Annotated in this window: 17 protein-coding genes and 1 pseudogene; 15 read left to right on the top strand and 3 right to left on the bottom strand. The window is 71.1% G+C overall.

What is annotated here, in order from left to right; all coding sequences use genetic code 11:
- The first annotated feature begins 21 nt into the window (after positions 1–21).
- The 4 genes from KV205_RS01860 (at position 22) to KV205_RS01845 (ending at position 5340) form a co-directional block, all read left to right on the top strand.
- Positions 22–258 (top strand): DUF2630 family protein, encoded by a 237-nt coding sequence (locus tag KV205_RS01860; protein ID WP_265861578.1) that lies wholly within the window; start codon positions 22–24, stop codon positions 256–258.
- Positions 259–454: 196 nt separating this feature from the next.
- Positions 455–2383, top strand: coding sequence for an FUSC family protein (locus KV205_RS01855; protein ID WP_374214596.1), 1929 nt, complete (start codon positions 455–457; stop codon positions 2381–2383).
- 262 nt (positions 2384–2645) lie between these two features.
- The gene (locus KV205_RS01850) at positions 2646–4151 is read left to right on the top strand and encodes an APC family permease (protein WP_265861573.1); all 1506 of its coding nucleotides are present in this window, start codon (positions 2646–2648) and stop codon (positions 4149–4151) included.
- 157 nt (positions 4152–4308) lie between these two features.
- Positions 4309–5340 carry a hypothetical protein gene (locus KV205_RS01845; RefSeq protein ID WP_265861572.1) on the top strand — a complete coding sequence of 344 codons (1032 nt, stop codon included), beginning with the start codon at positions 4309–4311 and terminating at the stop codon, positions 5338–5340.
- A gap of 31 nt (positions 5341–5371) precedes the next feature.
- Here KV205_RS01845 and KV205_RS01840 read toward each other — a convergent pair whose 3' ends face one another.
- Complete coding sequence (locus KV205_RS01840) at positions 5372–7438, bottom strand: PhoX family phosphatase (protein WP_265861899.1); 2067 nt, start codon at positions 7436–7438, stop codon at positions 5372–5374.
- A 229-nt stretch (positions 7439–7667) separates the two neighbouring features.
- Here KV205_RS01840 and KV205_RS01835 point away from each other — a divergent pair, with 229 nt between their 5' ends.
- The 8 genes from KV205_RS01835 to KV205_RS01800 all read left to right on the top strand — a co-directional run bounded on the left by KV205_RS01835 (position 7668) and on the right by KV205_RS01800 (position 18929).
- Positions 7668–8984 carry a VWA domain-containing protein gene (locus tag KV205_RS01835; protein ID WP_265861571.1) on the top strand — a complete coding sequence of 439 codons (1317 nt, stop codon included), beginning with the start codon at positions 7668–7670 and terminating at the stop codon, positions 8982–8984.
- A gap of 126 nt (positions 8985–9110) precedes the next feature.
- The gene (metG, locus tag KV205_RS01830) at positions 9111–10718 is read left to right on the top strand and encodes a methionine--tRNA ligase (RefSeq protein WP_265861569.1); all 1608 of its coding nucleotides are present in this window, start codon (positions 9111–9113) and stop codon (positions 10716–10718) included.
- A gap of 111 nt (positions 10719–10829) precedes the next feature.
- A complete protein-coding gene (locus tag KV205_RS01825) occupies positions 10830–11636 on the top strand; it encodes a hypothetical protein (RefSeq protein ID WP_265861568.1) in 807 nt (268 codons plus the stop codon).
- A gap of 172 nt (positions 11637–11808) precedes the next feature.
- Positions 11809–12366, top strand: a complete 558-nt coding sequence (locus tag KV205_RS01820) for a Uma2 family endonuclease (protein WP_265861567.1) — start codon at positions 11809–11811, stop codon at positions 12364–12366.
- Between the two features lie 72 nt (positions 12367–12438).
- Positions 12439–12942, top strand: coding sequence for an SseB family protein (locus KV205_RS01815; RefSeq protein ID WP_265861565.1), 504 nt, complete (start codon positions 12439–12441; stop codon positions 12940–12942).
- Positions 12939–13571 carry a hypothetical protein gene (locus KV205_RS01810; RefSeq protein WP_265861563.1) on the top strand — a complete coding sequence of 211 codons (633 nt, stop codon included), beginning with the start codon at positions 12939–12941 and terminating at the stop codon, positions 13569–13571. The genes KV205_RS01815 and KV205_RS01810 overlap by 4 nt, the downstream gene beginning before the upstream one ends.
- Before the next feature lie 14 nt (positions 13572–13585).
- On the top strand, positions 13586–18190 hold the full coding sequence (locus KV205_RS01805; protein WP_265861562.1) for a putative T7SS-secreted protein: 4605 nt from the start codon (positions 13586–13588) through the stop codon (positions 18188–18190).
- Positions 18180–18929: a hypothetical protein gene (locus KV205_RS01800; protein ID WP_265861561.1), complete on the top strand. Its 750-nt coding sequence runs from the start codon at positions 18180–18182 to the stop codon at positions 18927–18929. Before KV205_RS01805 ends, KV205_RS01800 begins: the two co-directional genes overlap by 11 nt.
- Positions 18930–18967: 38 nt before the next feature.
- Here KV205_RS01800 and KV205_RS01795 read toward each other — a convergent pair.
- Positions 18968–19389, bottom strand: a pseudogene (locus KV205_RS01795) (DUF1266 domain-containing protein).
- Between the two features lie 322 nt (positions 19390–19711).
- On the opposite strand from KV205_RS01795, the gene KV205_RS36265 reads away from it, so the two are divergent.
- Both KV205_RS36265 and KV205_RS01785 read left to right on the top strand, forming a co-directional pair.
- Complete coding sequence (locus tag KV205_RS36265; RefSeq protein WP_306806231.1) at positions 19712–19981, top strand: hypothetical protein; 270 nt, start codon at positions 19712–19714, stop codon at positions 19979–19981.
- A gap of 57 nt (positions 19982–20038) precedes the next feature.
- Entirely contained in the window at positions 20039–20935 is an 897-nt protein-coding gene (locus KV205_RS01785; RefSeq protein WP_265861560.1) for a hypothetical protein, read from the top strand.
- A 78-nt stretch (positions 20936–21013) separates the two neighbouring features.
- Here KV205_RS01785 and aspS read toward each other — a convergent pair whose 3' ends face one another.
- Positions 21014–22837, bottom strand: coding sequence for an aspartate--tRNA ligase (aspS, locus tag KV205_RS01780; RefSeq protein WP_265861558.1), 1824 nt, complete (start codon positions 22835–22837; stop codon positions 21014–21016).
- Between the two features lie 135 nt (positions 22838–22972).
- On the opposite strand from aspS, the gene KV205_RS01775 reads away from it, so the two are divergent.
- Positions 22973–25090: a SpoIIE family protein phosphatase gene (locus KV205_RS01775; RefSeq protein WP_265861557.1), complete on the top strand. Its 2118-nt coding sequence runs from the start codon at positions 22973–22975 to the stop codon at positions 25088–25090.
- The last annotated feature ends 4 nt before the right edge of the window (positions 25091–25094 follow it).

The raw sequence follows: 25094 nt of genomic DNA, 5'->3' as shown, positions 1-25094 counted from the left end.
CGATCGGCCACGCTGGAAGACATGGAGAACGACGAGATCCTCGAGAACATCGGCTCTCTCGTCGAGGAGGAACGCTCCCTGCGCCAGCGCGTCGGCGGCCTCCGCGACGAGGAGCGGTCCCGGCTCGCCGAGCTGGAGGTCCAGCTCGACCAGTGCTGGGACCTGCTGCGGCAGCGCCGCGCCAAGGTCGAGTTCGGCGAGGACCCGGACACCGCCGCCGTCCGCCCGGCGGCCGAGGTCGAGGGCTACCGCAGCTGACCGGGCACCCGGCAGAGAACCCGACCGCGCACCTGACCGGGCCCCCGGGCCACCCGGCGCGTCCCCGCCGTAACGTTTGACCATGGCGAAATCGGCGCAATCGGAACGGTCGGAGCGATCGGAGCGGTCGAAACAGTCCCCACGGCTCTCCCCGCCCGCCTGGCTGACCGCCGGTCTGCGCCCGCAGCCGACGCCCGTGCCCTGGCCGGCCGTCGGCCGCGCCTCGATCGCGCTCGCCGCGCCGCTCGCCGCCGGACTCGCCGCGGGGCAGCCCGCGTACGGGGCGCTGGTGTCGATGGGCGCCCTGTCCGGGGTCATCGGCGACACCGCAGACGCGTACCGGATGCGGTTCTTCAACATCGCCGTACCGCAGCTCTTCGGCGCCCTCGGCGTCACCCTCGGCACCCTGGTCTTCGGCCACGGCTGGCTCGCCGTCGCCGCGCTCACCCTCGTCGCGCTGGTCTCCGGGATGATCTCGTCGATCGGCGCCGTCGCCTCCGTCTCCGGCCTGCTGCTCCTGCTCAACGCGGTGGTCGGCGCGGGTCTGCCGATGCCCGACCCGTGGTGGAAGGCGCCGCTGCTGCTCGGGCTCGGCGGGGTCGTGGTCCTGGCCCTCACCCTGCTCGGCTGGCCGCTGCGCGGTGGCGCGCCGGAGCGGACGGCGGTCGCCGGGACCTACCGGGCGGTCGCCGAGCTCTTCGAGGCCGCGGGCACCGACGCGTACGACGAGAAGCGGCAGGCCGTCACCGGCTCGCTCAACCAGTCCTACGACCTGGTGCTTGCCCGCCGTGCCCGGCAGCACGGCCGGGCGCCCACCCTGGTGCGGCTGCTCGCCGAGCTCAACGTGCTCATCCCGCTCCTGGAGGCCGCGCCCGCCGCCCATCTCGCGGCCCGCCGCTTCCACCGGCCGCTGCCGCCGGAGATCCCGGCCGCCGTGCACGAACTCGCCGACAGGGTCGGACGGGAGGGGCAGCGGGACCGCGCCGGCCGCCGCCCGTACGAGCTGAAGCTGCCCGAGGCCCGCCGCCCCTCCGAGAAGGCCGTCGACACGGCGCTGCGGCACGCGGCGAGCGTCGTGCACCGGACCGAGCCCGACCCGCACAACGTGGACGACCGGCTCGGCCGCCCCGCCGCCCTGCGCGTACGGATCCGGCGCACCGCCCGCAACGTGCTGCTCTCCGGCGCCTCCTGGCGCTACGGCCTGCGGCTCGCGCTGTGCATCGGCCTCGCGCAGGCGCTGGTGTCGCTGATCGCCGTGCCCCGCTCGTACTGGGTGGCGCTCACCGTCACGTTCGTCCTGAAGCCGGACTTCGGCTCGGTGTTCTCGCGCGCGGTGCTGCGCGCCCTCGGCACCGCCGGCGGGCTCGTCATCGCCGCGCCGCTGCTCGCCTCGGTGCCGCGCGGATGGTGGGACGTGCCGGTGATGGTGGTGCTCGCCGCGCTGATCCCGGCCTTCTCCGCGAAGGGGTACGCCTTCCAGACCGCCGCCATCACCCCGGTCATCCTGCTCCTCTCCGACCTGCTCAACCACCAGGGCTTCGACCTCGTCCTGCCACGGCTCTACGACTCGCTGATCGGCTGCGGCATCGCGCTGGTCGCGGGCTATCTGCTGTGGCCGGAGTCCTGGCACACCCGGGTCGCGGACCGGCTCGCCGACGCGGTCGCGGACACCGCCGCGTACGTGACCCTGGCCTTCGCCCCCGCGGCCCTCGCCACACCCCTGTCCGGTCAGAACGACGACCCGACCGCCCGGCACCGCGCCCGCCGCAAGCTGTACCGCGACATGTCCTCCGTACGCTCGGAGTTCCAGCGCGCGCTGACCGAACCGCCGCCCGCCGGGGACCTCGCCGCCGCGTGGTGGCCGCTCGCCATCGCCGTCGAACGGATCGTGGACGCCACCACCGCCGCCCGGATCCGCGTCGACCACGGCGCTCCACCGCCCGAACCGGCCGAGGTGGCCGCCGTGGAGAAGCAGTTGCGGGAGCTGGCGGACGGGCTGCGCTCCAGCGACGTGCTCGTGGAGGTACGGGCGGACCTCGGCGGCGACGAGGAGGGCGTGCTCGGCCCGCTCCGGCAGGAGGTGCGCGCGGCGCGCGCCATCTCTTCCGCGCCGCCCGCGCCGTAAACCCGGCCAAAGGGGCGTACGGAAGCGGTTACCGGCGGTTGCGGAACCGAACCCTCCCACCGCCGTTACCGGAACTCACGGGTACGACTACGATGCGCTCGAATTCACCGTGATCCGCGCCCCTTTCCGGCCACGAGCGAGCTCTGGTGGCACGATCACGCCGTCCCCGCCTGCCCGTCCCCACGCCGCACCCGTCCCCACGCCGCACGCCTCCCCACGCCGTACCCCTCCCCCCGCTCCCCGCGTCCCCGAGGACACCGCCATGCGCACAGCTTCCGGCAGTTCCGGCAGTTCCGGCAGATCCCCCGGCCGGGGTCTGCAGCCCAACGCCCTCGGCACGTTCGACACCCTCGTGATGGCCGTGGCGGGCAGCGCCCCCGCGTACTCGCTGGCCGCGACCACCGCCGTGCTGTTCGGCGCGGTCGGCCTCGCCGGACCGGCGTCGCTGCTCTACTGCGCGATACCGATGTTCGGCATCGTCCTCGCCTACGCCCGGCTCGGCCGGATCGACGTCAACGCGGGCGCCGGATACTCCTGGGTGGGCCGCACCCTCCACCCCTTCCTCGGCTTCCTCTCCGGCTGGGCGCTCGTCCTCGCCACGACCGTGTTCATGGTGGCGGGTTCGCTGCCCGCCGGGTCCCTCACGCTGTCGCTGTTCGACGCCGGACTCGCCGACGACACCGTGCTCGCGTCGCTCGTCGGCGCCGGCTGGTTCCTGATGATGCTGCTTGTCGTCCTCGGCGGCGTCCGGCTCACCGTCCGCGCCCAACTCCTGCTCTCCGGCGTGGAACTGCTGCTCCTCGTCGTCTTCCTGCTCGCCGCCTTCGCGCACCACGGGCACGCGACCGCCTTCGACTGGTCGTGGTTCGGCCTCGACCAGTTCCGCGGGCCGTCCGGCTTCGCGGCGGGCGCGCTGATCGCCGCCTTCTACTACTGGGGCTGGGACGTCACCAGCAACCTCAGCGAGGAGACCCGGAACAGCCGGCGCACCGCCGGGCTCACCGCCCTCGTCGGCGTCGGGGTCGTCTTCCTGCTCTTCGAGGCCTTCACCGTCGCCGTCAACGTGCTGCTGAGCGCCGACCGCATCGAGCGCGGCGGCGCCAACGTCCTCGCCGTCCTCGGGCAGGAGATCTGGCCCGGCGTCGGCGGCAAGCTGCTGATCCTCGCGGTGCTCCTGTCGACCGTCGCCACCCTGGAGACCACCCTCATCCAGGTCACCCGCTCGCTGTTCGCGATGGGCCGCGACCGCACCCTGCCCGCCGCCCTCGGCACCGTCCACCGCCGCTGGAACACCCCGTGGGTGGCGATCGCCGTCGTCGGCGCCGCCGCGCTCGTGATGTTCGCGGCCGCGGCCGCCGCCGGCTCGGTCGGCCAGGTCCTCGGCGACGCGGTGCGCGCGATCGGCCTGCTGATCGCCTTCTACTACGCGCTCGCCGGCATCGCCGCCGTCGTCGCGTACAAGGGTCTGCTGCTGCGCTCCGTGAAGGAGTTCCTGCTCGGCGGGGCGTGGCCGCTGCTCGGCTCGGCGTTCATGCTGTGGGCCTTCGTCGAGTCGCTCGGCGAACTCTCCACCACCTCGCTGACCATCGGCCTCGGCGGCCTCGCCCTCGGTGTCGTCCCGATGCTCGTGTACTGGCGGAAGGGCAGCGCCTACTACCGGCCGGCCCGCCTCGACGCGGCCCGCGTGCTCGCCGCGGCCGAACCCTTCGCCGCGCCGGACTCGCCGCGGGCGCGCCGGGAGGACAAGTCGCTGGCGACGGACTTCTGACCGCCTGTCGCCCATACGGGGTACCGGGCAGTGGCACCGAAACCGATGCCGCCCGAACGCCCTCTTCGGATACGCCGGAACCGAACCCGAACCCGTATCCGTACGCCCCCAGTTGTAGCCGTAGCCGAAGCCGAAGTCCTCGCGAGGGAGGTACCCGATGGCCGCACTGCGCCGCCGTTCGGACAGACAGGGCCGGTTCGTACCCGACTTCGACCCCGACTTCGGCGATCGGGCGCTCACCGAGGCCCGGCAGGACATGGTGATCGGCCGCTGGCAGGGCGTTCGGGATCTGCTGCGGGCCACCGGGGACGACTGGCCGCGCCGTACGCACCGGCTGCGGCTGCTCTCGCACGCCGCGGCCGGCAGCTCGACCGTCGAGGCCTGGCGGGGCGCCGAGCCCGGCAACCCGGACGCGGCGGTGCTGCGGGCGGCCACCGAGGTGGTACGGGTCTTCGACGCGGCCATCGCCGCCGGGCGGGGCAGCATCGTCGACCGGGGCCGGATCGACGCCTCCGTCGACGCCTGTCTGACGGCGGCGGACGCGGCCCCGGCCGATCCGATGCCGTGGGTGTCGCTGCTCTCGGTGGCCCGGCTCTACGAGGGCGGGGTGCCGCGGCGCCAACTGCGGCACTGGTTCGACGAGTTGCGGCGCCGCGACCCGTACAACGTCGAGGGCCACGCGCAGGTGATGCGCTACTGGTCGGCGCGCTGGCACGGGACGCACGGCGCGATGTACGACTTCGCACGGGACGCGGCGGGCGTCGCGCCGCCCGGTTCGCCGCTGCCGATCCTGGTGCAGATCGCGCGGGTCGAGGAGTACCGGTACGTGGTGGACGGGGCGCTCGGCCGGGGGCCGGTGCGCGGCTTCGACCAGCACTGGAAGCACGAGCTGGCGGTGACCGAGCTGCGCCGCACGTACGCCCGCTGGATCGGCGGGCGCGAGCTGGGCATGCCGGTGGCGCCGGAGGAGGTGGCCGACCTCAACTACCTGGCGCACGCGGCCTGTTACGCGGGCCAGGTGGACATGGCGCGGGCGCTGCTCACGCTGCTCGGGGCGCGGGCGGCGTGGGTGCCGTGGGTGTACACGGGGGAGCCGGAGGAGCAGTTCGTGCGGTTCCGGGAGGGCGTCGGGATCGGTCCCGGCGGCGGGAACGGCAGCGGCGGCGGCGCGGAGCAGGGGACGGGCTGACGCCCGCCCCCCTCACACCGGTCGGGTCTCGTCAGACGCCGATGTCGCGGCCGTCGGTGCGCCAGACGGCGACGACCGACGGACGGACGATCTTTCCGGGGCCGTCGGGCCAGACGGAGGCCGGCTTCTCGACGGACGCGCCGTCGAGCTCGCCCGGGTGCTGCACGGAGACCAGCACCCGGCGGTCCTGGACCAGCGGGCCACAGGTCTCGGCGCCGGTCGGCACGGTCAGGAACTGCTTGAGCTCACCGCGCCGCTCGCCCTGCGTGGCGACGCCGAACAGGCCGTCGTGGGAGCCGAGCTGGTTGCCGTCGGTGGAGATCCACAGGTTGCCGTGCGGGTCGAAGGCCACGTTGTCCGGGCAGGAGATGGGGCTGACCCTCTCCTTCGGGAAGCCGGAGAAGTAGGTGGCCGGGTCGTTCGGGTCGCCGGCGACCAGGAAGAGGCGCCAGGCGAAGCCGTCGGAGGCCGGGTCGTCCCAGTGCTCGGCGAGCTCCAGGATCTGGCCGTGCTTGTTGAGGTTGCGCGGGTTCGCCTCGTCGGCCGCCGCCTTGCCGGCCTTGCCGCGGTCGGAGTTGTTGGTGAGCGCGACGTACACGCGGCCGGTGCGCGGGGACGGCTCGACGTCCTCGGGGCGGTCCATCTTGGTGGCGCCGACCTTGTCACCGGCGAGGCGGGTGAAGACGTACACCTCCTCGGCGGTCATGCCGGGCACGTGCGACACGGCGCCGTCCGGGCCGGCCGTGGCCAGCGGGATCCACGTGCCGGAACCGTCGAACTCGCCGTCGGCGGGCAGCTTGCCGGTGCCGTCGATCTCGGCGGCCGGGGAGTCGCCGGTCAGCTTGGCGACGTAGAGGGTGCCCTCGTCGAGCAGGGTGAGGTTGTGCGCGTGGGCGGCGCGCGAGCCGCCCTTCTTCATCCGCTTCGAGGAGACGAACTTGTAGAAGTAGTCGAAGCGCTCGTCGTCGCCCATGTAGACCACCGGGCGCCCGTCGGCGGTCAGGCGCGGCTGGGCGGCCTCGTGCTTGAAGCGGCCGAGCGCGGTGCGCTTGCGGGGCGTGGACTCCGGGTCGTACGGGTCGAGCTCGACGACCCAGCCGAAGCGGTGTGCCTCGTTGGGCTCCTGCGCGAGGTCGAAGCGCCGGTCGAAGCGCTCCCACTTGCGCTCGGAGGCCCCGGTGCCGATGCCGTACCGCTTGTCGGTGGCGGAGGAGGCGTGGGCGAAGTACTGGTTGAAGTTCTCCTCGCCGTGGAGGGTGGTGCCCCACGGGGTGGTGCCGCCGGCGCAGTTGTTGAGCGTGCCGAGGACGGTGCGGCCGGCCGGGTCCGCCGAGGTCTTCACCAGGGCGCCGCCCGCCGCCGGGCCGGTGAGCTCGAACCGGCTGGTGGCGGTGAGCCGCCGGTTGAGGTGGTGGCGGGTGACCGGGGTCAGCCGGCCGGTGCGGTGCTCCTCCTGCACGACGACCACGGACAGGCCGTGTGCCGCCCAGGCGATCTCGACCTGCTCGCGGGTCGGGTTCGCGGGGTCGTAGCCGCGGAACATCAGGTTCTCGTCGGTGTACTCGTGGTTGGCCACGAGGACCTGACGGTGGTGCTCGCCGCGCAGCGGGAGCAGGGAGAGGAAGTCGTTGTTGTAGCCGAACTGGCCGGCCTGCGCCTTGGCCGTCTGCTTCTCGGAGTCGAAGGCCGGGGCGCCGCGGAGGATGGGCTCGCCCCAGCGGATGACCACGTTCTGGGAGTAGCCGGCGGGGACGGAGACCTGGTCGGCGGTGTTGGGCGCGACGGGCGCGAAGCGCAGGCCGCGGGCGCCGTCGGCCTTGGCGGCGCCGTGGCCCTTCGCCGGCTCGTGCGCCTCGGCGGCGGGCGCGTCGCCCAGCGCGACGGCGGAGCCGGCGGCGGTGGCGACGGTCACGACGGCCGCGGCGCGCATGAGCGAACGGCGCGAAAGCGCACCGGCTATGACATCACCGACGTACTCGTTGTCGCTGGTGTTGGGGACCTCCTGGAAACAGGCGTCACCACAGCGGTAGCGGCAGGTCAGGGCGGAACGGCCGCCTCCGTGGGCGTGGTTGCTCAGCAGCGGCAGCAGTTTGCGCACGTCGTCCTCCATGATTGAGCGCGGTCCGCCGTGACGTTAGGTGCGCCCGCCTGCACGATGACGGCGACAGAGTGAACGCGCGATGAATCTGCGGCAACCGCGGGCGCCCGGGTCGTAGGGACCGGGGAGGGCGGCCGCTAACCTTACGTGTCCGCCCTGGCCAGGAATCGCCGTTCCGCCGGGGACATAGGACGCATACCGCACCCAACTCATGTGAAGGGGTTCGCCCATGGGTATTCGGAGCTTGCTGCGCAAGGTGTTCGGCCGCGACCGCGCGAACGGCGCCGAATCCGAGGTCCCGGAAACGGCGGCCTCCGTCGTCCCCGCCCAGGCGACGTCCCCCGAGGCGGAGCCGGTGAAGGTCGACGCGGAGCCGGCGGCGGAGGCCGTGGCGGAGACCGTGGCGGAGGCGGCCCCGGTGCCGGCCCCGGTGGTGGCCGAGGCTCCGGCGGAGCCGGAGCTCGCCCCTGAGCCGGAGGCGAAGCCCGAGACGCCCGCGCAGCGGGCGGCGGCGGACCTGGTGGCGGCCGCCTTCGACAACCCGCAGATCCCGCAGGCGCGGCGAGCGGGGGACGAGGTCGCGGAGGCCGTCGCGGAGGCGGCCGAGCCGGAGGTCGTGGCGGAGGCGGAGCCTGAGGCGGCCGAGCAGGAGGCGGAGGCGGAGCCTGAGGTGGAGCCTGAGGCGGCTGAGCCCGTGGCGGAGGTCGCGCCCGAGTCCGAGCCCGTACAGGAGGAGCCCGAGGCGGAGGTCGCGCCCGAGCCCGCCCCCGTACAGGAAGAGCCCGAGGCGGAGGTCGCGCCCGAGCCCGCCCCCGTACAGGAGCAGGAGGAGGAGCCCGCCCCGGCCGAGGAGCCGGTCCCGGCTGTCGCCGGCAAGCCCGCGCTCTCCCTCGCCAAGGTGAAGGCCGCCGCGCCGCACCTCTCCGACGCGTACAAGGCGGCCGGCACCGTCCTGAAGAAGCAGGGGCTCACCGGGGCGCGGGCGGCGGTGTACCTGGTGGTGGACCGGTCGGGTTCGATGCGCCCGTACTTCAAGGACGGCTCGGTCCAGCGCCTCGCGGAGCAGACGGTGGCGCTCGCCGCGCACCTCTCCGAGGACGCGGCCGTGACGACCGTCTTCTTCTCGACGGACATCGACGGCACGGCCGAGCTGACCCCCGCCGAGCTCACCCCCACCCGCCTGGAGGAGATCAACGCGACCCTCGGCCGCCTCGGCCGGACGAACTACCACCGCGCCGTCGAGGAGGTCCTCGCCCTTCACGACAAGTCCGCGGACCCGACCCGCCCGGCCCTGGTGATCTTCCAGACGGACGGCGCGCCGGAGTCGAAGACGGCCGCGACCCAGGCCCTGACGGACGCGGCGGAGCGCCCGGACCGGGAGATCCACTGGCGCTTCACGGTGTGGGGCGAGGAGGACGGCAAGGCCTTCGACTACCTGCGCAAGCTGGCCACACCCCGTACGGGTGTCCACTTCGCGGGCGCGACGCCGGTCGAGACGGCGCACACGGCGTTCTACCGCGGCGTGCTGGCGGACTGGTCGCTCTGACCGAGCCGTGACCGAGCTCTGATCATGGACCGGCCCGGGGCCGGGGGGCGACCGCCCTCCGGCCCCGGGCCGGTCCCGGCTTTATCCGTGTGAGGGCAGGTCCTCCCGACCGTTAAAATTCGGACCATGGCGGCCACTGGATCCGAGAAGCAGGGCTCGAAGGCGTTCTACGTCACGACCCCCATCTACTACGTCAACGACGCTCCTCACCTGGGCCACGCCTATACGACCGTCGCAGGCGACGTGCTCACCCGCTGGCACCGCCAGCGCGGTGAGAAGGTGTGGTACCTCACCGGCACGGACGAGCACGGTCAGAAGATCATGCGCACCGCGGAGGCGAACGGCGTCAGCCCGCAGGAGTGGTGCGACAAGCTCGTCGAGGAGGCCTGGAAGCCCCTCTGGGAGCACCTGAACATCGCGAACGACGACTTCATCCGCACCACCCAGAAGCGTCACACCGACCGCGTCCAGGAGTTCGTGCAGGACCTGTACGACAAGCGCGAGATCTACAAGGGCGGCTACGAGGGCCCGTACTGCGTGGGCTGCGAGGAGTTCAAGCTCCCCGGCGACCTCATCGAGGCGGAGGACGGCACGAAGCTGTGCGCCGTCCACAAGAAGCCGGTGGAGATCCTCAAGGAGGAGAACTACTTCTTCAAGCTGAGCGAGTACGGTCCGAAGCTGCTCGAGTTCTACGAGGCGAACCCGGGCTTCGTGCAGCCGGAGTCGGCCCGCAACGAGGTGCTGAACTTCGTCAAGCAGGGCCTTGAGGACCTCTCCATCTCGCGCTCGACCTTCGACTGGGGCATCCCGGTGCCGTGGGACAAGGAGCACGTGATCTATGTCTGGATCGACGCGCTCCTGAACTACGCGACGGCGGTCGGCTACAACGAGAACCCGGAGAAGTTCGACGCGACCTTCCCGGCCGACGTCCACCTCATCGGCAAGGACATCCTCCGCTTCCACGCGATCATCTGGCCGGCCATGCTGATGGCGCAGGGCCTGCCGGTCCCGGGCCGGGTCGCGGCGAACGGCTGGCTGATGGTCGGCGGCGAGAAGATGTCGAAGTCGAACCTGACCGGCATCAAGCCGCAGGACCTGACCTCGCACTTCGGCGTGGACGCGTACCGCTGGTACTTCCTGCGGGCGATCGCGTTCGGGCAGGACGGCTCGTTCTCGTGGGAGGACTTCTCCGCCCGCTACACGTCCGAGCTCGCGAACGACTACGGCAACCTCGCCTCGCGCGTGGCGGCGATGGTCGGCAAGTACTTCGGCGGCGAGCTGCCGGCGGCGACGGCCGAGGGCGACGCGGAGAAGGCGCTGCACGAGGGCCTGGCGAAGGCGGTCGAGACGGCGGACCGGAAGATCGGCGAGGAACTGGACTTCCAGGCCGGCATCCTGGCGATCTTCGACTTCGTGAAGCAGGTCAACGGCTACATCACGGAGCAGGAGCCCTGGAAGGTCGCGAAGGACGAGTCGGAGGAGGGCCGGGCCCGCCTGGCGACCATCCTCTACACGGCCGCCGAGTCCCTGCGCGCGGTCGCGGTCCTGCTGAACCCGATCATGCCGGAGACCTCCCAGGCCCTCTGGGACTCCCTGGGCGCCGAGCCCTCCCTGGGCGCCCTGGGCACCCAGCCGGTCCAGTCCGCCGCCACCTGGGGCCAGCTCCCGGCCGGCGCGACGATCACGAAGGGCGCGGTGCTGTTCCCGCGCCTGGAGGACCCGAAGAAGGCCTGAGCCTTCCGTATGCGGTGAAGGCCGCCGTCCTGGGACACCGGGGCGGCGGCCTTCGCCGTATGGCCGAAAACCGCGCTGCGCCCCCTGGCCCCCGCCCTACGGTCTCGCCCCATGTCGACACCACCACCACCGCCCCACCCCGCGTACGGCCACCCCACGTACGGCCACCCGCCGCAGGGCCCGTACCAGCAGCCGGGCCCGTACCAGCAGCCGGGCCCGTACCAGCAGCCGGGCCCGTACCCCGGCTGGGGACCGCCGCCCCCGCCGCCCAAGCCGAAGAACCGGACCGGCATGATCCTCGGCATCGTCGCCGCGGGCATCGCCGGGGTGCTGCTCCTGTCCTGGATCGGCAACGGCGGCCTGCGCGGCGGCGCCGACTCCGCATTTCCGGCCGCGACACACCGGCTGGTCCTGCCGAAGACGCTGCTCGACGGCCGCTACACGCTGGGCAAGGACGAGTCCCAGCGCGCCGAAGCCGGCCTCGCGGGCACCGACGGGACCACGATCCGGAATCCGAAGGGCGTGGCGGGCCAGTACGCGGGCTCCGGCGAGGACGGCGCGGGGATCCTCGTCATCACGGGTCTCTACGGCCGGATCAAGGACCCCGACACCGCTCGCCGGAACATCCTCAAAGGCGCGGCGGAGGGCAAGGGCACCACGGTCCTGGTCCCGCCGAAGGACGTGACGCCACCCGGCTCGGACACCGAGATCACCTGCCAGGTCCTCGCCACGGAGCAGTCCGACGGCGGCGGCCGGCTCACCTACCCCGTGTGCGCCTGGGCGGACGCCAACACCAACGCGGCCGTCGCGGAGATGTCCGCCGGAACGGTGTCCGCCGCCCCGGAGTCCCTCGACCTCACGAAGGCCGCCCGCACGACCCTCACGATCCGCACCGAGACCCGCCGCCCCCTGAGCTGACGAACGAGCCGTCCTCTTTCGGCCATCAGCTGCGGTCCTGCGCCGTCACCCGTGGGGGTGACCGGGCCCCGAACCCACCCCGCCGGGTCAGTGGCATATGCCAGCCTTCGTGCACACGGCACCGCCTCGGGAGGAGTCCGTCATGGAGACAGCCGGACGTCGGGCGCGTGCCATGACTCAGGAGTTCTTCGAGGAGTTCGCCCGGACAGGCGACAGACTGAGTGATGCCCTACGTCTGGAGTTCATCGCCGGAAGGATCGAGGAGAAGGCCCGCCCTGACGGCAACCACGGGCGAATCATTCAGTGGCTGACGCGGCTGTGCATCGAGGCCCATCCGCAGCGATGGCTGTACGTCGACCAAGGCCTGCACGTCGAGACGTACCGCAAGGGCAACGCCCGCCCGGACGGTTGCCTCGCGCCCAGCGGGACATTCGTCGGCCAGGGCGAGTGGGCCTCCCCCGACGGCGTGCTCATGGCGGTCGAGGTGACCTCCCACGACTCCGACACCGACCGCCGCGACCGCGTCGAGAAGCCCCGCGCCTACGCGGAGAGCGGCATCCCGGTCTACCTCCTGATCGACCGCGCGGCCGGCGAAGTGCTTGTCCACTCCCAGCCGGGCGAGGGGCGCTACGACATGGTGGTCACGGTCACGCTCGGCAAGACCGTGACTCTGCCGGATCCGGTGGGCATGGAGCTGGACACCGAGCCCCTGACGGCCTGGGTCGACTGAACCGGCCACTTCCAGCCGCCATCGGCCGTATGTTCGTTGCTCGTGGAAATATCCGCATGACACCATGCGTGAGTGAGTGACAACGGGGACGACATAGCGAAGCCTCAACGGGTTTCGAAATTGGTCGAGTTGGCGGCTTCTTCCGTCCCGGCGACTCCGGAAATAGCCGTCCACATCGCTCCCACGGCAGCGCCGACCGACGAAGAGGCGTCGGCCAGGCGGGAGTTCGCGCGTTTGCTCGGCGAATTCCGACGTACCGCGGTGCTGGTGCCGTTCGACGAGTTCGGGAGTCCGTGGACGTCCGACTTCGGCGGGGTGCGGTGGATCTGTGCGTTCTCCGACGAGGAGGCGCTGGCCCGGTTCGCGGTGGCGCGGGGGGACGCAGGGCGGGAGTGGGCGTACCGGACGGTTCTGGGTGCGCGGCTGCTTGACGTGATGGTGCCGATGCTGCCCGGCCCGGGCGGAGTCGCGCTGGATGCCGGCAGTGCGGACGGGGTGGTGTTTCCGCCGGTGGCGGGGGTCGTCCCGGACGAGGTGGCGGTGGATCTCGGGGGAACAGGGACGGGGACGCAGTGAGTGGGAACGAGCCTGAGCTGGTGGCGCCGGCGGCGGCGCTGGCGGAGATCGCGAAGGGCATCAACCTGGCGCATTCCGAGCTGAAGGATCTCGGAATGATCGGCCAGGCGTCGGTGGGTCGGGGGTTCTCCGGGCTGGCGCTGTCCGGACTGGAGCTGGGGCACGGTGGGCTGGCGTCGGAGTTCGAGACGTTCTGCAACCGGTGGGAGTGGGGTGTGCGCGCGCTGACCCTGCGGGGGAACGGGTTCGCGCAGGGGGTCGGCCTGTCGGCGGGCTCGTTCGCGGAGCAGGAGCAGTACGTCAAGGACTCGTTCAAGATCGGTTTGAACTCCCTGAACGGAAACCCGCATCTGTCGGAGGACGAGGTCAAGCAGATGCGCTGGGAGACCATTCGCGACCAGCATGCGTGGGACAACGCGGACTGGAGCGAGGAGTCGTTCGCGGAGGCCGACAAGGAGATCAAGCAGACCTGGAAGAACACCGGTTACGACGTCCTGGACGCGCAGATGGACTCGATGGAGCGGTCAGGATTGATCGACCCAGAGGACCGGAAGGTTCTGGACGAGCAGTTCAAGGACGTCTACGACCCTGACCAGGCGACGATCGACCAGGCCGAGCAGCCGCGGTAGGGGGAGAGCAGCTGATGGTCAACTGGCGGGAGTGGGGCGACCGGATCGTCGACGGGGTCGACCGGCGCATCGACAGAGGCAAGGAACTCGTCGGCGAGGGCGTCGACTACGTGACCGACAAGACCGGTGAGGTCTTGGACAAGGCGGGCGCCCATGGCTGGGCGGACGCGGTCGAGGACTGGGGTGACGAGACCGCCTCCTCGCTGGGCGCCGAGGTCGGGGAGCAGCAGCTCGGGCAGACCGAGCAGGCGGACGAGCTGATCCACGGCAAGCCGGAGGCGATCGCCGCCACCGTGAAGAACCTGCGGGACTTCCAGAAGGCGTTCGACCTGGTCGGCGGCGGTATGCGGAAGCTGGACTCCAGCCATTGGAAGGGGGCGGCGGCCAACACCTTCCGGGAGAAGTTCCAGACCCTGCCGACGGACTGGCTGCACGCGGCGGACGCGATGGAGAACGCGGCCAAGGCGCTGGAGGCGTACTCCCACGCGGTCGTCAGCGCTCAGGGCAAGGCCCGTGAGGCGATCGCGCTCTACAAGGAGGGCGAGAAGGACACCAAGGCGGCGGACGACGCGCACAAGGAGAAGGTCGCCGCCTACGAGGCGGCCCGCACCGGAGACCACCCGCTGCCGGACCCCGGGGACTTCTCCGACCCCGGCGAGACCAAGCGGCAGCGCGCACGGGAGATCCTGCAGAACGCCCGGAACGCCCGCAACGAGGCGGGCGAGAGAACGAAGACAGCGGTCCGTGCCGCGCTCGCGCACGCGCCCAAGGAACCGACGGGCCTGGAGAAGGCCAAGCTTGAGCTGGTGGACTACAGCCTGGAAGAGGGCTTCGAGCTGGCCCACGTCGGAGGCGGTGTCGTCAAGGGCACAGCCGGGCTGATCAACTTCGTCCGCTCGCTCAACCCGCAGGACCCGTACAACCTGACCCACCCGGCGGAGTACCAGAAGGGCGTCAACATGACGCTCGCCGGCCTGGTCTCCACGGCGGCCAACCCGGACCGGGCGCTGAAGAACGCCTGGGAAGCGTTGAAGGACGACCCGGATGAGTTCTTCGGCCGACTCATACCGGAAGCGCTCGGCACGAAGGGCGCGGGCGGGCTGAAGACCCTCAACCGCCTCAAGCACCTCGACGACGTGCCGACGAAGAAGCCGGGCGGCGCCAAGGGCCCGGCCCGTGACGCCCAGGCGGAGGACCCGCACGGCGCCGGCCGGAAGCCGGACGAGATGTGCGAGTGCGGCGACCCCGTGGACATGGCCACGGGCCGGGTCACCCTGCCGCAGACGGACCTCGCCCTGGCGGGCGCCCTGCCGGTGGTTCTCACCCGACGCTACGAGTCCTCGTACCGCGCGGGCCGCTGGTTCGGACCGTCATGGGCGAGCACGATCGACCAGCGGCTGGAAATCGACGCGGAGGGGGTGCTGCTGCTCTGCGGGGACGGCAGCCTGCTCGCCTATCCGCATCCGGCACCCGGCGTCCCCGTGCTGCCGACCCACGGCACCCGCCGCTGGGCGCTGGACCGGGACCCCTCGGACGGCACGTACACGGTGACGGACCCGGAGACGGGTGTCGTACGCCACTTCGCCACGATTGGGGACGGAGACGAGGCCGTCCTCGTCCAGATCGACGACCGCAACGGCAACTGGATCACCTTCGGTCACGACGCGGAGGGCGCGCCTACAGAGGTCGTCCACCACGGCGGATACCGGCTCCGGCTGACCACGGACGGATCCCGGATCACCGCGCTGCACCTGGGCGACCAGGAGATCCGCCGCTACGGCTACACCGACGGCCACCTGACCTCCGTCGCCGACTCCGCAGGCCACCCGCTGTGCTTCGGCTACGACGACCGGGGCCGGATGACGTCCTGGACCGACAGCAACGGCCACCGTTACGAGTACGTCTACGACGACCGCGACCGCTGTGTGTCCCAGTCGGGCCGCGACGGCGTCATGGCCGGACGCTTCACCTGGGGCGACGGCGAGTCGACCTACACGGACGCCCTCGGCCGGACGACCCGCTTCGAGGTGAACGACCAGGCCCGGATCACCGCCCAGGCAGCGCCCGACGGTGGGGTCACCCGGTCCACGTACGACGGTCGGGGCCGTCTGCTGTCCCGTACGGATCCCCTGGGCCACACGACCCTCTTCTCCTACGACGGGGAGGGTCGGCTCACGACCGTCACCCGCCCGGACGGGCGGACGACGACGGCCGAGTACGACGCCCGTGGGCTGCCGGTCAAGGTGCGGCGCCCGAACGGCACGACGGTCCGGCAGACGTACGACGAGCGCGGCAATCGCACGTCGGTCACGAGCGCCTCCGGCGCGCGCACGGAGTTCGGGTACGACGACCGGGGACGGCTCACGACCGTCACGGACCCGCTCGGTGCAGTCGCCCGGGTCCGCACCGACGACGTGGGGCTTCCGGTCGCGGTCACCGACCCGCTCGGTGCGACGACCTCGTACGGCTACGACGTCTTCGGCCGTACGGTCCGGGTCACCGACCCGCTGGGCGCGGAGACCCGGCTGGAATGGACGCCCGAGGGCCGACTCAGCAGCCGGGTGAACCCGGACGGTGCCGTCGAGTCCTGGACCTACGACGGCGAGGGCAACTGTCTGACGCACACGGACGCCGTCGGCGGCACCACGGTCTTCACCTACGGAGACTTCGACGTCCTCGCGACCCGCACCACCCCGGACGGGACGCGCTACTCCTTCGCCCACGACGCGGCACTCCAGCTGACGGGTGTCACCAACCCGCAGGGCCTGACCTGGACATACGCCTACGACGCGGCGGGCCGAACGACGTCCGAGACGGACTTCGACGGCCGGACCCTGACGTACGCGTACGACGCGGCGGGACGCTTGGAATCCCGGACCAACGGCACCGGTGAAACGATCCGCTTCGAGCGGAACCCTCTCGGCCAGGTGCTCCGCAAGGACGCGGGCGGTGCCGTCACCACGTACGAGTACGACATCTTCGACGAGCTGGCGATGGCGGTGAGCCCGGACGCGACGCTGACGCGCCTGCGGGACCGGTACGGCCGCCTCATGTCGGAGACGATCAACGGACGGACGCTCGCGTTCTCCTACGACGAGGTGGGCCGGCGAACGGGCCGCACGACGCCGGGCGGGGCGGTGAGCGCGTGGTTCTACGACGCGGCGGGCCGCCGCACGGAGCTGACCACGTCGGGCCGGACGATGTCCTTCACGCACGACGCCTTGGGCCGCGAACTGACTCGCACGATCGGCGACTTCGCGTCCATGACCTCGGCCTTCGACGAGGCCGGCCGACTGACCGCGCACGAGGTGACGAGCCGGGGCCGGCGCCTCCAGCAACGCGCCTACCACTACCGCCCGGACGGAAACCTGGTCGGCATCGACGACCACCTCGCCGGCCCGCGCCGTTTCGACCTGGACGCGGCGGGCCGGGTGACGGCGGTCCGCGCCGACCAGTGGACGGAGCGGTACGCCTACGACGAGGCCGGCAACCAGACCGAGGCCGGCTGGCCGGGCAGTCCGGAGGCGACAGGCCCGCGCACCTACACCGGCACCCGCATCACCCGCGCGGGCGGCGTCCGCTACGAGCACGACGCGCAGGGCCGGACGATCCTGCGCCAGAAGACCCGCCTGTCGCGGAAGCCGGACACCTGGCGCTACACCTGGGACGCCGAGGACCGCCTGACCTCCGTCATCACCCCCGACGGCACGGAGTGGCGCTACGTCTACGACCCGCTCGGCCGCCGCATATCCAAACAATCCCCGCTGGAGACAGTCCACTTCACCTGGGATGGCACCACCCTCTGCGAGCAGTCCACCGAAGCCGTCACCCTGACCTGGGACCACGCCGGCCTGCGCCCCCTCGCCCAGACGGAACGCCGCCGCGACACCGACGAGACCCGCTTCTTCGCCATCGTCACCGACCTGATCGGCACCCCGACCGAGTTGGTCGACGAGTCCGGCGCCCTGGCCTGGCGCTCCCGCACCACCCTCTGGGGCACCACCTCCTGGACGAAGTCGGCCACGGCCTACACCCCACTCCGCTTCCCGGGCCAGTACTTCGACCCGGAGACAGGCCTCCACTACAACCACTTCCGCTACTACGACCCGGAACCCGGCCGCTACCTCACCCAGGACCCCCTGGGCCTGGCCCCCGCCCCGAACCCGGCGACCTACGTCCACAACCCGCACACGTGGAGCGACCCCCTCGGTCTGGCGCCCGATGGATGCCCGATCGGCGGCCCCGAGAAGCACCTCGCTCTGGATACGGCGCGTGGCGACGTCCATTTCCCCGATCACGAGTCAGCATGGCAGGAAATTCTGCGCAGATACGATATCGAGGACTCTTCGTACACGGTGAGGACTGAACAGTACGGAAAGAACCCCAACCTGAAGGGCCCGAAGGGCGAAGCCTGGGAGGTGGTGGAGGCCATCGACCGGAACGGCAATCCCGTGGAATTTCATCACCATGCCAATGGTCACTACTTCCAGAACAAGGAGAATCCGGATCTGGAAACCTGGTCGCTTCCCCATTACCACGGCCCCAAGGGGGAGCACGTATACTACGGTGACATGAACTCAGGATGGGGACTAAGAGGAGTTCCTCGCAATGCAGGATAAGGAATACACAGCAGCGGGCCTTCGGTACTGGGCACCCGAGGAGATCGGCTCTCGCATCTCGCCTCTCGAAGGCACCCTGCCGGACCTGAGCGCCATTTGGGTGTTTTGCCCCCCTGAGAAAGAAGGGGGTGCATGGTCCGAGCTCCTGCCAAGGCTTGGCCAAGAAGAGATGTTCCTCTGGACCGCGGCCATGCACACCCAGCACACGGACACCTTCGACTCGGGTAGTGGGCATCACGGGATCATCGCCCAGCGAACCCTGAAGCGCCTCGACGATCGCCGCTTCCCGATGTTCCCCCACATTGAATCCACATTCAGCAGGCGAGAAACTTCGCAGAACACCGCCAGAGACTTCATCAGTGGACTTTCTGCTCGCGGGTCCGGGTACGCCGTGGCCCTCGGCTTCAGTTCCGCACAGTCAACCGACTGGCTACAGGCAAGCGTGGCAATGGAGTCGCACTTCTCGCTTCATCGGGACTTCGACAACACGTTGGAATCCGAGTCCATTCGTCGCGGAATCGTGTCGCTCTACGTCCGGTCGTCCGTCGCCCTCGGATTCCTTCCGCTGATCCCCTTGAACAAGCATCCCGAAGCAGGGTTCACGATCTTCTGCCACCCCGACCAGTACGACGAGATCCTGACGAACCTGGCCGACGCGTGCGAGAAGCTGGAAGGAGATGCCGCAGTGGAACGAATCAGCCGGTTCATCGGCCTCGCAGGTGACCTGGCATACCTCTGAGAGAACACGGATATGCGCCAGGGCACAGTCGGCTGCCGTCAATTCCACGGGATCGTCAGCCACGGGCTGCCCAGGTCTGTCGTCAGGACGCGGTGGGTGCGGAGGATCGTCTCGTACCACTCGACGAACTCCTCATCGTCGAAGTGGAGGCAGCGGCCGAGGGAGTAGGGCGCGGAGAAGTCTGCCCACGAGCGGTAGTTGACGTGGACGAGCGGCCGGCGCGGGTGATGGCGGACTCGGCCTCGTCAAGGGTGCAGAGGCGGGCAGCCAGGCCCCAGCGGGCCATCGCCGATGCGCGGCCGTAGTCCCAGGCTTCGACGGTTTGGATGTACGCGCCGTCCGGCAGAAGGCCGTCGGCACGGAAATGAGCCTCGTAGCGGGTGATGCGGCCGATGAGGCGATGCACTCCCGCGACCTGTGATTCGAGCGTGGCAGACGACGTGACGCGACCCTGCGTCACGCCGTCGGGCGCCAGGCCGGGCTGGGCGGCCCCCAAGCGAACGGCGCGAGAGCGAGGCGGGCGGCCGTCGGTCCACTTGGAGTCGCGGACGTGCACCGTGCCGGAGGTGGTCGCGACCTCGACGCAGGAGTCGCACTGCAACACCTGCGACCGGGCCTTCCGGGGCCCCGCGCCCGGCCGCTGCGCGGCCTGCCACCACACCGGACCGGGAGCCGATCACTCACTCGAGTGAATATGCCAAATGCATGGGCAGCGAGGTGGGTTGTCCTCCCTACGCTCGTCGCGACCGAAGACCACCGGAATCCGGAAGAAGGACCTTCCCGTGCGCGACGACGACCTCGACGTCGACTCCGTCCTCACCCACCAGAACGTCGACCTGACCGGCGGCTTCGTCCTGCTCGACAACGAGCTCATCCACGACCGGACGCTGTCCTCGCTCGCTCTGGGCCTGGCGGCGCACATCCTGTCGCTGCCCGCCGGCACGCCCTACGACGCCGAAAGTCTTGCCGAGCGATTCCCCGAGGACGGTGGCGTCACCAACATCGCCGCCGCCCTGGGCGAGCTGGAGGCGCGCGGGGTCCTCCCGCTCTGAACACCCGGCCCCCGGCCGCCACCCCGCCACGACCCGCACCGCACCGCAAGGAACCCCATGGTCAGTTCGCCCCATGAGGCGATGCACCGCATCTTCCAGGAACATCCGGGACTCTTCTCCCGGGTCTCGGAGGTACTCGGCGTCGACTTCGCCCCGCCCGTCTCCGTCACCGTCCTGCCCAACGACCTCACCGAGACCCGCCCCCTCGAACGCCGCGTCGACACGCTGCTGCGACTCGAGACGGAGGACGGCGGATGCTTCCTCCTCGCTGTCGAGGCCCAGGGAAAGAAGGACCCGGACAAGCCCGCCAGTTGGGCGTACTACGCCTCGTACCTGCTCACGAAGTACCGGTTGCAGCCGATGCTGCTGGTCGTCTGCCAGGACCGTGCGACCGCCGAATGGGCTGCACGCCCGGTCCGCTTCGGCCCGCGCCAGTGGCCCCTGCTCACCCTGTGCCCGCTGGTCGCGGGGCCGCACAACATGCCGGTGATCACCAATCCCGCCGAAGTCCGGAAGGACCTCGCGCTCGCCGCCCTGTCCGCGATCACCCACGCCACAAGTCCGGACATCGGGGCCATACTCAAAGCAATGACTCACGTGCTGCCGGACACTCCGGCAGAACTCGCCGACCCGATCATCGAACTCATCTCGCAGGGCCTGGGCAAGCACCCGGTCGCAGCACTCTGGAGGAAACTGGTGGCCGTGGACCTCTCCTTCTACAAGTCGTACATCTCCGAAGAGATCCGGGACCAAGGCCGCGCCGAGGGTCGTGCCGAAGGCCGCGCCCAGGACATCCTCACCGTCCTCGCGGAACGGGGCATCGACGTCCCCGAGGAGGCCCGTGCGCGGATCACCGGCTGCCGCAACCCCGAGACCCTGAACCGCTGGCTCCGGCGCGCCGTCACCGCCCCCTCCGCCGGGGATATCTTCGCGGACGGCGACGAGGACGCGTAGTACCCGCGCATACGGAAGGGGGCCCGGAACCGTCCAAGACGGTTCCGGGCCCCCTTCACAGCCGCAGGCTCAAGCGCGTCAGCCGCGCGCCGCGTCCGGGTGGACCGCTTCCGTGATCGGGCGGACGCCCTCCGCCGGCTTCGGCTCGGCCGGCTTGCGGAGCTGGATGTTGAGCTCGCGGAGGCGGGACTCGTCGAGCTCCGTCGGGGCGCCCATCATCAGGTCCTGGGCGTTGCCGTTGAGCGGGAAGGCGATGGTCTCGCGGATGTTGGGCTCGTCGGCGAGGAGCATCACGATGCGGTCGACGCCCGGGGCGATGCCGCCGTGCGGCGGGGCGCCGAACTGGAAGGCGCGGAGCATGCCCGCGAACTCGGTCTCGACGACCTCGCGCGGGTAGCCCGCGATCTCGAAGGCCTTGAACATGATGGCGGGCTCGTGGTTCCGGATCGCGCCGGAGGAGAGCTCGATGCCGTTGCAGACGATGTCGTACTGCCAGCCGAGGACGTCCAGCGGGTCCTGGGTCTCCAGGGCCTCAAGGCCGCCCTGCGGCATCGAGAAGGGGTTGTGCGAGAAGTCGATCTTGCCGGTCTCCTCGTCCTTCTCGTACATCGGGAAGTCGACGATCCACGCGAAGCGGAAGACGTTCTCCTCGAACTGGCCGGCGCGCTTCGCGGCCTCGACCCGGACCGGGCCCATGATCTTGGAGACCTCGTCGAACTCGCCCGCGCCGAAGAACACGGCGTGGCCGGCGGCCAGGCCGAGGCGCTCGGTGAGGACCTTGACGTTCTCCTCGGTGAGGAACTTGGCGATGGGGCCGGTGAGGGCGCCCTCCTCGCCGACGCGCACCCAGGCCAGGCCCTTGGCGCCCAGCGAGACCGCGAAGTCGCCCAGGCCGTCGAAGAACTTGCGCGGCTGGTCACCGGTGTTCGGGACGGCGAGCGCGCGGACGTGCTTGCCGGCGAAGGCCTTGAACTCGGAGTTCTCGAAGACGTCGGTGATGTCGACGAGCTCCAGCGAGGTCCGCAGGTCCGGCTTGTCGTTGCCGTACTTGAGCATCGACTCGCGGAACGGGATCCGCGGGAACGGGGAGGTGACGTGCCGGCCGCCGCCGAACTCCTCGAAGAGCTCGGTCATCAGCTTCTCGATCGGCTGGAAGACGTCCTCCTGCTCGACGAAGCTCATCTCGACGTCGAGCTGGTAGAACTCGCCCGGCGAGCGGTCGGCGCGGGCGTCCTCGTCGCGGAAGCAGGGCGCGATCTGGAAGTAGCGGTCGAAGCCGGAGATCATCAGCAGCTGCTTGAACTGCTGCGGCGCCTGCGGCAGCGCGTAGAACTTGCCCGGGTTCAGACGGGACGGGACGACGAAGTCACGGGCGCCCTCGGGGGAGGTCGCGGTGAGGATCGGGGTCGCCATCTCGTTGAAGCCGAGCGCCACCATCTTGGAGCGGATCGCGGCGATGACGGCGGAGCGCAGCATGATGTTCTTGTGCATGCGCTCGCGGCGCAGGTCGAGGAAGCGGTACTCCAGGCGCCGCTCCTCGTTCACCCCGTCGTCGGTGTTGATGGTGAAGGGGATCTGCTGGGCCGCGCCGAGCACCTCGACCTCGGCGGCCTCGATCTCGATCTCACCGGTCGCGAGCTCCGGGTTGACGTTCTCGGCGCCGCGGGAGACGACCTTGCCGTCGACGCGGACGACGGTCTCCTTGGTCAGCTTGTCGAGGACCTCGGCCGCGGCGGTGCCGGGACGGGCGACCAGCTGGGTGATGCCGTAGTGGTCGCGCAGATCGATGAAGAGGATGCCGCCCAGGTCGCGCCGATTGTGCAGCCAGCCGCTCAGCCGGACGTCGGTGCCGACGTCAGAGGCGCGGAGCTCGCCGCAGGTGTGGGACCTGTACCGATGCATCGTCGTTCATCCAGTTCTTCGGGATCCGTGGGTCCGCTTGATATGTCAAGCCCACCCAGGGTACCGGGCCACCCAAGATCGCGATTCGAATACTCTCGGTGGCGACCTGCTGTCCGATCTTCATAAAGTGGGGCAATGCGCACCGAGGACGTCCTGGCCGCCATCGCGACCGGCCTGTGGAGCTGGGACAACGCCTCCGGGATCGTCTCGCTCGACGCCGAGGCGGCCCGGCTGCTCGGGCTGCCGACGGCCCCGGTCCGGCTCACCGAGGCCCAGGTGCGCGCCCGCTTCCACCCGGTCGACTGGAACGAGATCGACGGGGTGGTCAACCTCGCCGTCGCCGAGGGCACCCTGGCCGAGTCCCGGCTGCGGATCATGGACGAGCACGGTCGGGTGATCCGTACGGTACGGAGCAGGTCGAAGCCGCTCGTCGAGGGCAACGACTACCGCCTGGTCGGCACCCTCCAGGAGGTGGCCGACCCGCAGCCGGGCGCCTCCGGGCCGCACACCCCCATCACCGGCGACTGGCGGCGCTCCCGCGAGGCCTTCCTGCTCGACGCGGGCCGGGCGCTCGCGGAGGCCCGGTCCACGGCCGAGGTGCTGCGGGTGGCGGCCTCGCTCTCCATGCCGGGCTTCTCGCCGGACGGGCTCGCCGTCTTCGGGATGGCGGGCGAGTGGCTCACCGTCATCGGGCACCACGGGCACGGCGACGGCGACGAGGGCCCCTTCACCTCGATGACGCTCGACACCGACTATCCGGCGGCCGAGGTGGTACGGACGGGGCGGGCGATCTATCTGCCGACCCCGGCGGAGTACGCCCGCCGCTACCCCATGACCTGGCCGCTCGCCCAGCGCTTCGGGCGCCGCTCCTGGGCCTTCGTGCCGCTGGTCGTCGCCGGGCGCACCATGGGCGCGTGGATGGCGGCGTTCAAGCACCCGGTGGCCTTCACGCCCGACGAGCGCTCCGTGCTCACCACCGTCGCCCGGATGCTCGCGCAGGCGCTGGCCCGGGCCGGGGTCGCCGAGTCCGAGCGGGAGCTGTCCCTGGGCCTGCAGCGGGCGATGATGCCGGTCCTCGGCCCCGGCATCCCCGGCGTCCAGGTGGCCGCGCGGTACGTGCCCACCGGCGGCGGGCTCCAGGTCGGCGGCGACTGGTACGACATGATCCGGCTGCCCGGCGGCTCGGGCGCCGGCCGGATCGCGCTGGTCATCGGCGACGTGCAGGGCCACGACGTGCGGGCGGCCGGTCTCATGGGGCAGCTGCGGATCGCCCTGCGCGCGTACGCCTCCGAGGGGCACCGGCCCGACGCCGTGCTGTCCCGCGCCTCGCGCTTCCTCGCCGGGATCAACGACGGCGCGGACGACGAGCGGCCGAGCGGCGGGGCGCGCTTCGCGACCTGCCTCTACCTGGAGGTGGACCTGGAGACCGGCACCGTCGACATCGCGCGGGCCGGGCACCCGGACCCGGCGGTGCGGATGACCGACGGAACGGTTCTGCTCCGGCCCACCGCCGGCGGTCTGCCGCTCGGCATCGACCCGGACTCCGACTACCCCACCACCCGGCTCAGCCTGCAGCCCGGCGAGACCCTGATGATCTGCACCGACGGGCTCCTGGAGACCGGCGGCCACGACCTCGACACCGGCTGGGACCGCATCCGCCGGCTCCTGGAGGCGGACGACGGCGAGGACCTGGAGGCCCTCGCCGACCGGCTCGTCGAGGCCGTCCACGGGCCCGGCTCGCACCACACCACCGGCCCGCTCGCCGACCGCCGCGAGGACGACATCGCCGTCCTCCTCCTCTCCCGCCAGGCCGGCGGCCGGGGCGCGGCGCTGCGGGAGGCCCCGCGCCGCACGATGATGACCGTCGCCCAGGCCGAGCCGGAGCGCATCGCCGCCGCCCGCGAGCAGATGCGGCAGCTGCTGCACGACTGGAGCGACGAGGACCAGGTCGACTCGGCCGTCCTGATGGTCTCCGAGATGGTCACCAACGTCCTCGTGCACACCGACGGCGACGCGCTGCTCGTCGCCGAGGTGGCCTGCCGCGAGGGCGCCCGCCGGCTGCGCGTCGAGGTCGCCGACGCCAGCGACGAACTGCCGCACAAGCGCCACCCGGGCGAGATGGCGTCCAGCGGACGCGGCCTGCTCCTCATGGAGATGCTGGCCCACGCGTGGGGCGTGGACCCGCGCGGCGAGGGCAAGGCGATCTGGTTCGAGCTGGCCGAGCCGGCGTCGGGGGACGGCTGCTGCGTCTGAGCGG

Origin of the sequence: Streptomyces sp. SKN60 (genome assembly GCF_026236535.1) — a bacterium.
Classification (GTDB): Bacteria; Actinomycetota; Actinomycetes; order Streptomycetales; family Streptomycetaceae; genus Streptomyces.
Note: the sequence above shows the minus strand (reverse complement) of the source record. Positions and strands in the feature narration are given on the sequence as shown.

Coding starts and splice junctions, on each gene's coding strand:
- KV205_RS01820 (WP_265861567.1), top strand. CDS start 11,809: ATGACTCAGGAGTTCTTCGAGGAGTTCGCCCGGACAGGCGACAGACTG.
- KV205_RS01775 (WP_265861557.1), top strand. CDS start 22,973: ATGCGCACCGAGGACGTCCTGGCCGCCATCGCGACCGGCCTGTGGAGC.
- KV205_RS01850 (WP_265861573.1), top strand. CDS start 2,646: ATGCGCACAGCTTCCGGCAGTTCCGGCAGTTCCGGCAGATCCCCCGGC.
- KV205_RS01785 (WP_265861560.1), top strand. CDS start 20,039: ATGGTCAGTTCGCCCCATGAGGCGATGCACCGCATCTTCCAGGAACAT.
- KV205_RS01860 (WP_265861578.1), top strand. CDS start 22: ATGGAGAACGACGAGATCCTCGAGAACATCGGCTCTCTCGTCGAGGAG.
- KV205_RS01825 (WP_265861568.1), top strand. CDS start 10,830: ATGTCGACACCACCACCACCGCCCCACCCCGCGTACGGCCACCCCACG.
- aspS (WP_265861558.1), bottom strand. CDS start 22,837: ATGCATCGGTACAGGTCCCACACCTGCGGCGAGCTCCGCGCCTCTGAC.
- KV205_RS01835 (WP_265861571.1), top strand. CDS start 7,668: ATGGGTATTCGGAGCTTGCTGCGCAAGGTGTTCGGCCGCGACCGCGCG.
- metG (WP_265861569.1), top strand. CDS start 9,111: ATGGCGGCCACTGGATCCGAGAAGCAGGGCTCGAAGGCGTTCTACGTC.
- KV205_RS01845 (WP_265861572.1), top strand. CDS start 4,309: ATGGCCGCACTGCGCCGCCGTTCGGACAGACAGGGCCGGTTCGTACCC.
- KV205_RS01800 (WP_265861561.1), top strand. CDS start 18,180: ATGCAGGATAAGGAATACACAGCAGCGGGCCTTCGGTACTGGGCACCC.
- KV205_RS01805 (WP_265861562.1), top strand. CDS start 13,586: ATGGTCAACTGGCGGGAGTGGGGCGACCGGATCGTCGACGGGGTCGAC.